Source organism: Bacteroides sp. AF20-13LB (assembly GCF_003603065.1).
Classification (GTDB): Bacteria; Bacteroidota; Bacteroidia; order Bacteroidales; family Bacteroidaceae; genus Bacteroides; species Bacteroides uniformis.
Genome location: NZ_QTMH01000007.1, coordinates 156,123 through 166,167 on the forward strand (window position 1 = coordinate 156,123; position 10,045 = coordinate 166,167).

9 protein-coding genes are annotated in these 10,045 nt (G+C 41.3%); 1 reads left to right on the plus strand and 8 read right to left on the minus strand.

Annotated features, from left to right (window positions below; all coding sequences use genetic code 11):
• Nucleotides 1-33 precede the first annotated feature (33 nt).
• The 8 genes from DWX62_RS09870 to DWX62_RS09910 all read right to left on the minus strand — a co-directional run bounded on the left by DWX62_RS09870 (nucleotide 34) and on the right by DWX62_RS09910 (nucleotide 9,032).
• Nucleotides 34-2,094, minus strand: coding sequence for a tetratricopeptide repeat protein (locus DWX62_RS09870; protein WP_022402115.1), 2,061 nt, complete (start codon nucleotides 2,092-2,094; stop codon nucleotides 34-36).
• A gap of 116 nt (nucleotides 2,095-2,210) precedes the next feature.
• Entirely contained in the window at nucleotides 2,211-2,768 is a 558-nt protein-coding gene (gene def, locus DWX62_RS09875) for a peptide deformylase (protein ID WP_022402114.1), read from the minus strand.
• 43 nt (nucleotides 2,769-2,811) lie between these two features.
• The gene (ruvX, locus tag DWX62_RS09880; protein WP_005827870.1) at nucleotides 2,812-3,237 is read right to left on the minus strand and encodes a Holliday junction resolvase RuvX; all 426 of its coding nucleotides are present in this window, start codon (nucleotides 3,235-3,237) and stop codon (nucleotides 2,812-2,814) included.
• Nucleotides 3,238-3,353: 116 nt separating this feature from the next.
• Entirely contained in the window at nucleotides 3,354-4,106 is a 753-nt protein-coding gene (locus DWX62_RS09885) for a YjbH domain-containing protein (protein ID WP_034523133.1), read from the minus strand.
• 127 nt (nucleotides 4,107-4,233) lie between these two features.
• Nucleotides 4,234-5,373, minus strand: a complete 1,140-nt coding sequence (locus tag DWX62_RS09890; RefSeq protein WP_117688817.1) for an OmpA family protein — start codon at nucleotides 5,371-5,373, stop codon at nucleotides 4,234-4,236.
• 40 nt (nucleotides 5,374-5,413) lie between these two features.
• Nucleotides 5,414-6,289 carry a DUF3869 domain-containing protein gene (locus tag DWX62_RS09895; protein ID WP_005827864.1) on the minus strand — a complete coding sequence of 292 codons (876 nt, stop codon included), beginning with the start codon at nucleotides 6,287-6,289 and terminating at the stop codon, nucleotides 5,414-5,416.
• A gap of 13 nt (nucleotides 6,290-6,302) precedes the next feature.
• A complete protein-coding gene (locus tag DWX62_RS09900; protein WP_005836064.1) occupies nucleotides 6,303-7,550 on the minus strand; it encodes a hypothetical protein in 1,248 nt (415 codons plus the stop codon).
• Between the two features lie 342 nt (nucleotides 7,551-7,892).
• Nucleotides 7,893-9,032, minus strand: coding sequence for a site-specific integrase (locus tag DWX62_RS09910; RefSeq protein WP_005827858.1), 1,140 nt, complete (start codon nucleotides 9,030-9,032; stop codon nucleotides 7,893-7,895).
• A 205-nt stretch (nucleotides 9,033-9,237) separates the two neighbouring features.
• Between DWX62_RS09910 and DWX62_RS09915 the strand changes: the two genes are divergently transcribed.
• On the plus strand, nucleotides 9,238-9,441 hold the full coding sequence (locus DWX62_RS09915; RefSeq protein WP_225982718.1) for a hypothetical protein: 204 nt from the start codon (nucleotides 9,238-9,240) through the stop codon (nucleotides 9,439-9,441).
• The last annotated feature ends 604 nt before the right edge of the window (nucleotides 9,442-10,045 follow it).

The following is a 10,045-nucleotide window of genomic DNA, read 5'->3' on the forward strand; positions in this document are numbered from 1 at the left end:
CTTTTTGATATTCTATTTTTTAACAAAAAAATGTTATTCACGTGTATCTGTAAACCTCTTTATGATATTATAGGCCGACACAATACCCAACTCTCCTGCTTTACTCAAATCGGCAATACCTTGTTTGTTATTCCCCAGGAAGATGTGCGTCAATCCACGGTTAAAGTATGCTTCAGCAAAATCGGGGCTCAGCTCAATCGCCTTGTCATAATCCGCCAAGGCGGCACGATAATCCTTCAGCAACGAAGACACATTGCCACGGTTATAATAGCCATAGACAAAATCAGGAGCCAATTGGATAACGTGGTCCAGGTCATTCTTCACAACTTCATAATCGATGGCCATCACTTCTGGCTTCTTCATTTCCGTTGTACCCGAAGTGGCGCCTTCACTCATTGTGGCTTCGGCCTTTTTATATTCCAGTTGCTTATAACGCACCAAAGCACGCATAAAGTATGCCGGAAAGAAAGTGTCGTCCAACAAGATACTCTTTGTAAAGTCATCTATGGAACTGGCAAAATCCTGAACCAGATAGAAGTCCAGACCTCTCATGAAACGTTTCTTGGCGTTCTTCTCGTCAGCCACCACATCAGACGTATGAGCGTCTATCAAAGCAAAGTGGAAGCGTACTTGTTCCTCCGTCAGCGGAGCTTCCATATTGGTGATGCGCAGTGGCTTCGGGAACAGTTTCGAATGGTTCAGTTCCTCAATATACTTATGATAATGTACGATACGCTTCACATCGCTCAGTTTCTCATAATAAGTCAAAGCATACATCGGCTCGAGCTTGATGGTCACATTCCGGTCTTGTACACGTCCGCGATAATCGCTCTTATAACGCTGGTCAACTTCCGAATCGTCCGCTATTACAATTTTCCGATAATTTTCCATATTCTTGTCGGATTTCTTACGGGTCTTCCCGCCATCTCCATTGGAGTTCCCCGAAGAATTATCCGCAACATCCTTACTGTCGCCACCTTCCTTTTTGTCACCGGAAGAAACACCGTTACGCTTGTCTATCTGCATCTTCATGATTTTGAACTCATCCTGCTCGGCTCCTTTACAGTCGCCAATCTTTTTACGGGCTTCGGCACGCTGATAATAGCCGGCCATAAAGTTAGGATATTCTGCAATCACTTTGGAATAGTCACTGATAGCTCCCCGGTAATCCCCCGTCTGCGCACGTAACAAACCACGATTGAAAATGGCCATCATATTATCCGGTTCCATCTTCAACACAAAATCAAAATCCTCTATCGCCCGGTTGTCATCGCCTACCTGGGCACGCAGCAGACCGCGGTTGTAGTGCCCGAGAAAATTATTCGGATCAATATCCAAAGCCAAATCATAGTCACTCATGGCGCCTCTCAAATTATTCTGATGGAAACGCGCCAAGGCACGGTTGATATAGTTACCGGCATTCTTTGCACTCAGATGGATAGACTGGTCCAAATCAGCTTCAGCCTCTTTATACTTTCCCTGCTGGAGACGTACAATGGCTCTTGCCCCCCATCCGTCCGGGTCATAACGGTCCATATCAATAGCTTTGTCAAAATCACGCAAAGCTTGTATCGTATCGTTCTGTTTCAGGGAGACTTCCCCGCGCATCAGATAGGCACGCGTATATTTGGGGGCAATTGTCAGAAGCGTACCCAAATCTTCCTTAGCCGCCTCATAATCTTCTTTCTGAATATGGCAAAGGGAAAGATTATGCCAAAGCACCACATTCTCCGGATCGTATTTGATAGCGGTTTTATAATCTTCAATCGCCTCGTCAAACTTGTTCTGACGGATACGTGCCAATCCTCTGATCTGGTAAGCACCTACCACAAAAGGATTTCTTTGAATCGCAGCATCACAATCACTCTCCGCTCCCTGATAGTCATCCAAATTGATTTTTGCCAGTCCACGGAAGAAATAAGGCTCATATAAATAAGGTTTCGCGTTGATTACCTGATTAAAATATTGGATAGAAAGCACGTAATCCTCAAAATACAATGCATTCCGAGCAATGGTCATCACCCGTTCCGTATTGATTTGCGCATACAACAATGTGGGTAACAGCAAAATAGCTGTCAGTATTTTTCTTATCATCTTGTTTTATAAATGCTTGTAAACGAAACAAAAGTAACGTTTTTCGTTTACTTGTCAGGATTAGCGGAACACTTTTTATATTTTTTGAGCCTTTTATACCATATTATATGGTTGACTTATTTCTTTACGGTTTTCACCTTATAAGTGCAGTGTGCCTTGCCCTTCAACATGGCATTCAGTTTTCCTTTAATCATCTGCTTGCGCAACGGAGACAAATGGTCGATGAACATCTTTCCTTCCAGATGGTCGAACTCGTGCTGCATCACGCGTGCCAGGTAGCCTTCGATAATCTCATCGTGCGGTTCCAGATTCTCGTCCAGGTACTGCACACGTATTTTGTTGCCACGCTTCACCGACTCATGAATACCGGGAAGGCTCAAGCACCCCTCGTCCATAGAAACCTCCTCACCGGACACCTCCAAAATATGGGCATTGATATACGCCTTGCGGAAATCTTTATATTCTGGCATATCTTCGGAAAGTACATCCAAATCGATTACCACCACGCGGATGGGAAGCCCAATCTGCGGTGCTGCAAGTCCTACGCCTTCGGCATGGTCCATCGTTTCAAACATATTCTCAATAAGCTCTTTCAAATTCGGATAGTCCGGGGCAATATCCTCTGCTACCTTTCTCAATACGGGCTGACCGTACACATAAATGGGTAAAATCATTTCCTTTACTACAAATTACTAATTACAAATTATTTTCTATACATTATAAAAAGGAGAAACGTTTGTTCTCCAAATAAGTTTGCAGAATAATAGTTGCACTGATTTCATCCACCAGTGCTTTATTTTGGCGGTCTTTCTTTTTCAATCCAGCCTCAAGCATCGTCCGATGAGCCAGAACAGAAGTAAAACGCTCGTCTACATATTCAACCGGCATGTCAGGCAGTTTCTTCTTCAGCGAACGGACAAAAGGTTCGATATTCTTCATGTTTTCCGAAGCCTCATTATTCATCTGCTTAGGAAGGCCTACCAAGATACGCTCTACCGGCTCCTTAGCCACATAATCAAGAAGAAACTGCAACAATTGGTGTGTAGGCACAGTTGTCAGTCCATTCGCAATCATCTGCAATGTATCACTCACGGCTATTCCCGTACGTTTCCGACCGTAGTCTATGGCTATTATTCTACTCATAATGGGTTACAAAATTACGATTAAAATTTGAATTCCTCCGTTAATCTTACATATATAATACAGAAAAAAGGGATGTCTGATAGTATCAAACATCCCTCCGCTGATTTTTTCATTAATTATTTCAAATGAATTTTGTATGTCAGCCCTCCCGTGAAATATTTCATCCTCTGCATTTCGACCTGCACATGCAGATGCTTGAACAGCAGATAAGTGGCTCCCAAAGCAAAGTCCTTGGAGTCGTACTCCGCTATCACCCTCAACTGCGGATGGAAGGAGGGATTGTAGGTGACACCCAGTGCAAAGCCATTCAGTTTGTACTCCTTGCGGTTGTTGTAAAGGTAGGAAAGATGGACACCGATCTCCTCCTTACCCACAACGGGTATATGCTTGGAGGCGGCAATATAGAAACGGCTGTAATAGCCGTTACCTTCCGTGGTGCCTACCTGGCCGCCGCCGGAAGAAGTGAACGGGTCGGACGTCCCCAGCACGACAGCCGGCATGTATTTCCAGAACTGCCCCTCCTTCAACACACGCAGACGGGCGGAAAAGTAGCGGTCCTGGTTCGTGAATCCGCTGTACCCGTATGGCTTCAATCCCAACGCCTCCGCCTTGAAGAGCGTACACGTGTAGGCCACTTCCAGAAAGGGGAAGATGGTGACGTTCAGGAAGTAGTTGTAGGTATGATAGTACCAGGTGGGCGGTGTGAGCTCCTTGTTCAGGAAGTTGCCGCCGACCATGAAAGTCTTGTCGCGCTGCATCTCCGCAGAGGGCGCATGCAACAGCCCGGTTGTACCATACGTCAACTGGGAAAAGGCCGAAAGGGAAAGGCTGCAAAACAGAACAATAAAGAATAGCTTAAACTTCATCATCACATATAAATTCAGTCGCTGATAAAAAATGGGTTGCTTTATAACATACATCGGACATAGTACCAAAAAAAGGCGTCTGAGTCCCAGACGCCTTCATTTTTAGAGTCTATTTGTCACTTGGAGTGTATTATTCCAGGATAACTACGCGGTTCAGGAAGTTCTTACCGAACATGTTTTCAGTACCACCGAATCCTACGAGTTCAAGCTGGTCCTTGTCAACACCCTGAGCAATCAAAGCGTCGTAAACAACCTGGGCACGCTTTTCGGACAGCTTCTGGTTCCAAGAAGCGCTACCGGTAGCCTTGTCTGCATAACCTGCAACTTTGTACTTCTTGTCCGGATTAGCCTTCAGAATCTTGGCAGCCAGTTCGATGTTAACCTTGCCATAGTCGTCCAGACGGGCGCTGCCAATCTTGAAGAAGATGGCACGCGGACCGGCAACTTCAACTTCCTTGGTCACTTCCTTAACTTCAGGTTTAGCGTTGGCCAGTGCATTCTTGCAGTTAGCCAGGTCAGCCTGAGCCTGAGCCAGTTCACTTCTATATCTGTTGATTTCCGCATTGACTGCGTCTTCGTCAATCTTAGAAACCGGAACGAACTTCTTACCGCCGAAGATGTAGCTAACACCTGCGGTCAGCATACCTGTACCTTCAGCCTTGCGATGGCTGCTGATATTACCGAAAATGGACGGAGCGATGGCACCGCGAGCTTCTACGTCAATGGTCCACTTAGTGTTGATATTGAACTTCAAGCCCAAACCGGCAGAAGCGCCGATACGTGCACGCATTTCAGCTTCACCGGCAGGAGCCATAGACTGCGAAGTACCGTCAGCACTAATTGTAACATCCACATTTTGAGATTTTGCTACAGAAATTTGAGGTCCCAAGAAACCGTAAACTTCGAAGAAACGGTTAGGATTAGCACCGGCAAACAATGTAGAAAGATTGATCATTGCATCAATGTTACCACCTACATAAGTCTTGTTGTGTTCCCAGTATGCATCATCCAAACACAAATGCTGAGTAATACCGTTTACCTGAGCACGTACCCCCCAAGTCGGAGTAATCAGCTTACCAACTGACACGCTGAAATGCGGAGCAATCTTATTGAAACCGTCATTGTTGATGGCGTGGATACCACCACCTACACTGACAAAAATATTATCGCTCCATTTCGGAGTGTAGTAGTTCGTTTTTTCCTGTGCATTCAGATTTGCTGCACAAGCGCCTGCCAATAGTAAGGAGGCTATCATTAATTTACTTTTCATTTTCTCTTGAGTTTAAGATAAATAACAACTAAAACTTCTATTAATCAAGTTCACCAACACCACCACCGGCATTGCCTTCACCATGACCATGACCATGACCGTGGCTATGACCGTGACCAGGAATATCTTGATTTTCAAGAACAAACAGTGTAGAAGTTGTATAATCATCTACTTCAATAGAAGCTAAAGGCTCTGTTTCAGCTTTTGTTACAGCCTTCTTCACTACTTTATATTCAGTTGTTACAACAGTATAAGTAATAGATGCAGTTGTTCTAGAGTTAGCATAAACTTTATACTTATTCTCCGGTGTTGTTACTGTCGTTTCCTCATATGTATTCTCAAGCGTGTTAAAGAAAGATTCAATAGCTGCGCGTTCAATAAGATCAGTTGTATTGATTTTCTTTGCACCTACTTTTGCACCTTCTTTTACTACATAAGGGAATGATGGAATGTCAAACCAATAAAGCTCGTAGTTATCCCAAGTCTTAACTTTAGGATCCGTTACTGGTTCAAGTTTTGTAGATTCTGCTACAATCTTAGTCTCAGCATCTTCTTCCTGAAGAATGATAGTCGGAGTCAGAGTAGCAAATTGCCCAGCTTGCAAAGCAGGAACCTTAACTGTAACAGTTGCACTCAAACCATTATAAGAAGCTGTAACATCAACACTCTTAGCAGCCAGAGTAGGATTACCAGTAAATGTCAACTCTGCAGGTGCGATAGTGGCTTGGCCAGTTACATCTGTAGTAACACCATCCTCTATAGCAAGCACAATCGGACTAATAACAGCTTGTGCATTAGTAGGAGTTACATTAACGTTGAACTCTTCCTTCTCACAAGAAGTTAAAGTTGTAGCTAAAGCTACTACGGCTAACGCAAATACTGCACTTATGCCGTTTAAGAATTTAATCTTTTTCATCTCAATTAATTAATTAAAAATTTAACAATTCTGACTTAATAAAATATGGGTTAAAACTATTTTCTTCCATTATATTGTCACTAACTTCCGCTTTATACTGTCTATAATAGTACCTTTCATTACCTGCATTATAAACAATGCCCATATTAGCAGAGGTATTCACACGAGGTATATATCCTTTCCTTTTATATTTATAAGGAGGTAATGCCACTTGAAATCGGAAGCCTCCATTCATCTTTGCATGTTCTGCTTTCATTGCATAGAAACCAATCGAACAATAGCGAAAATGGCGAATCATTTCAAATTTAACACCTTTCTCCTTCAATAAATACTGTTCTGCTTTCAGATTAAACTGAGTGTTAAATTGCGGCCAATAAAAGCTACCGCCCAAAGACCAAGTAACAAGTGCTGTCGAAGGATCATATACATAGCGAAATCCGCTCCAATATCCCATTCCTGTATACCCAATCCGAGCCATTAAGGAAAAGCGTTCATCCTTAAAAGGGCGATAAAATTCGGCGTCCACTCCATATTGGTCAGCACTAAAACATCCCACAGTCACTTTACCAAACACATTATACGGTAATCTAAAACGCTGTGAAATTGTAATATGTCCTGGATGAACTTTATCTTCAAACCTTCCATACCCATCATTATAAACCGGTATTTTCAACTGTGCCGTTAATTTCATACCTTTCCATAACGAAACTTCTATCGCAGGACTCAAATCAAACAAGACCTGGTAAATCTGTGTAATCACCAGATTCTTGAAAGCTAATTGAGGATATACCAATACATCAATCTTGAACAAAGAACTATTTTTCAACTTTATTTTCCGTGCATTTTTCCAAGTATCACCCAATTCATAGCTTACATTCCAGTCATCACGTTCTGCTTGGAGCACCGAATCCCCCTTTATGGGATGATAATAAAGAGAAATCTGAGGTACATTATTGTCCAGAACTATTATCCGGCATGACTTTTCTTCCGGTAAACCCATCTTTTGAATAACATCCACCGCTTTGCCTATGCCTACGCCTTGCAAACGATATGCAGAGTTCTGCAGAACATACACACGTTCATTGCCATCTTCTGTCCATCCAACATTTTCAAATCCCATTTCCACTAAAGCATCTACAGTACTTTCCCCCGTTTGGCAAATCCCTTTTAAAGGGAGCAAACAGTATAAAAAGAACGCTGCACACAGTGCTATTGTTTTAGTATTTAGGCACTTTCTTATGTTAGAGTTTTTATACCTCATCTTTTTCAACCATTTTTTGTGTTCGTATAACACAAAATATGCTGCAAAAATAGACACATTTTTAATAATACCAAAGATTTTTATATGAAAAAATGAAATAATGTTGTTTTTTCTTCAAAAGCCCCCAACAAATACTCAGAATGTTTATATGAAATATATTAGCTATCTTAAAATCCTTAATATAGCTATGCATAATTACTATACAGAATGTTGTTTTTTGTGCCAAATAGTCATTTTTCAGATGTTTTTGCTAATTCACTTTTCTCTGAAAAAGGATAAATAGAAGAAATATCTGCAAGAATTAAAGAGAATGACAAATTGCACTTCGCATTTAACCAACCCCTATGATATATTAGGAATTAAATCAATAGCTTTCTTTTTACTTTCATCTACAAGCTTTGCATAAATTTGTGTTGTTTGTATATTGGTATGTCCCAATAGTTTGGAGACCGTATATAAATCTACTCCCAGTGTCAGCATCATTGTTGCATGTGTGTGGCGCGCTGTATGAAATGTTACATGCTTTGATATCCCAGCTTGTTCAACCCATTTGTGTAAAATTACATTACTTCTCCCCAGTGAGACCAATCCGGCAAACACCTTTTCCGTTTCTGGTGCATTTCCTCTGTCTGGCAGATGTTTTATGGCTTCCGAACAGAGTGGAAGCGATATGGCTTCTTTCGTCTTCTTCTGAATAATACTCAATAGTGCATTGCCATTTTCATCATAGCGTATATCTTCCCATCTCAATGCAATAATATCACAATGCCTCAATCCACAAAAACAGCTGAATAAAAATGCTTTCCTTAATAAGGTATTATAAAAAGGAGTATGAACCAATCTGGTCAATTCCTTTATAGTAAGATAATCCCTTTCTGTTCGATTACGTTTTGGTTTGTCCTCGTTCTTTATCTTATTCATCGGATTAACAGTTATATAATCTTCAGAGACGGCCCTATTCAAGCAGTAGCGCAGCGTTTTCAAATAATAGAATTGGGTGTTAACATGCAATGTCTTTTCCTTCTTACAATGTTCTTGTTTTGTTTTCTTCAAGTAATCTATAAAACCCAACAAATAAGTCTTGTCCACCTTCCTTAGCAATATTCCATTCGGAGTATATCTTTCCAAATGGCATACAACGGCATGTATGGCACTTTTCCGTACTCTATTGTTCACACTTTGTTCTGCTATTAATTTCATATAGCCAGTCAGCTTCATATTGGACAATCTGTTATGATTAAATCCGTAAGTTTGATTATATATTTCCAAAATCTTCTGAGCCTTTATCGCATTTGCCAAATTTAGCGTCTCGACATTTCTTTTTTTATCAGCTTGATTATGTTCAGGGATAATATACAACTTTAAGAATTCGTATTGCCGCCTTCCATTCATATAAATATCCAGATATATGGATTGGCATCCATTAACCAATTTTTTTGTTCTCACCTTTATTGGCTCTTTTAAATTCAATTGCTTTTTCATATTCTTTAAATAAAAACATACAGTTTATTATTAGTAGTAACAAAGCAGTAACAAAAATCAATCCTACAAATTGCTTTCATGTTCTATCACTCTTGTCTTTTTTTATAATTACCTTATTAACTATCAAATATTTACAGTATAGGGCACAGCGTTACTGAAAGAACAAATATAATAATAAGCCAGTAACAATTAAACTATCAAGAGTGTGGCTATTGCTATGGCGGCGGAAACTTTCTCTGGAAATTTATTTTCCATCACTTTGCTTCCACACTTCCACCCACCTTCTGCATTCCCCTATCCATCGGCATTTGCCCTGCGGTGGAAGCAAGCCGAAAAGGTGGAAGCAAATTTTGCTTCCACCTGCCTGAAACGCCGAGGTTTTGCAGTAACCACCTGTTTACTAGCATAATATTACGTAAGAGCTACATAAATCAATCAGTTCGTTTTTCCTGCATTTTCGAGCTTGCTCTTCTACGAAATCGGTGGATATCGAGTTGGGCGGTAGGACGCATCATTCCGCAGGGACTATGAAAGGTACCGGTAGAGTGAGCCATTCAAGCGGATGATTTCTAACTCATGGCTATGAATAATGCCGTCTAATGTCCTTTAAGTTGTTGTACAATACATTTGCGCCCTATCCACAATAGATGCAGGCTACGTACTTCATCCGAAAAGTCTTGGGGTTAGTGACGCCTAACAGTCATGAACAACCCTGCTTACGGCCATAAAGCAATCGCTTGACGACCATTAGCAGAGTTGTTCATGGCCGTTAGGCATCATTAATCCCCTATGCAACAGCAGACAAACAAAGAGAGAGAAGCCAAGGATTGTCTGTGTTTTAGATAGAAAGCCCATTTATTAGCAGGTGTACCGGAAGAAAAGTCATGCCGCATAATAGTTCTGGATAATAATGTACCCCAGATTTCTCTTTATTATCATCCCATAAAGGGAGATTCGGTGCTCCAAGCAGAACGTGATGACTGGAATGTAAGCTATGAATTGGGTGATACTTG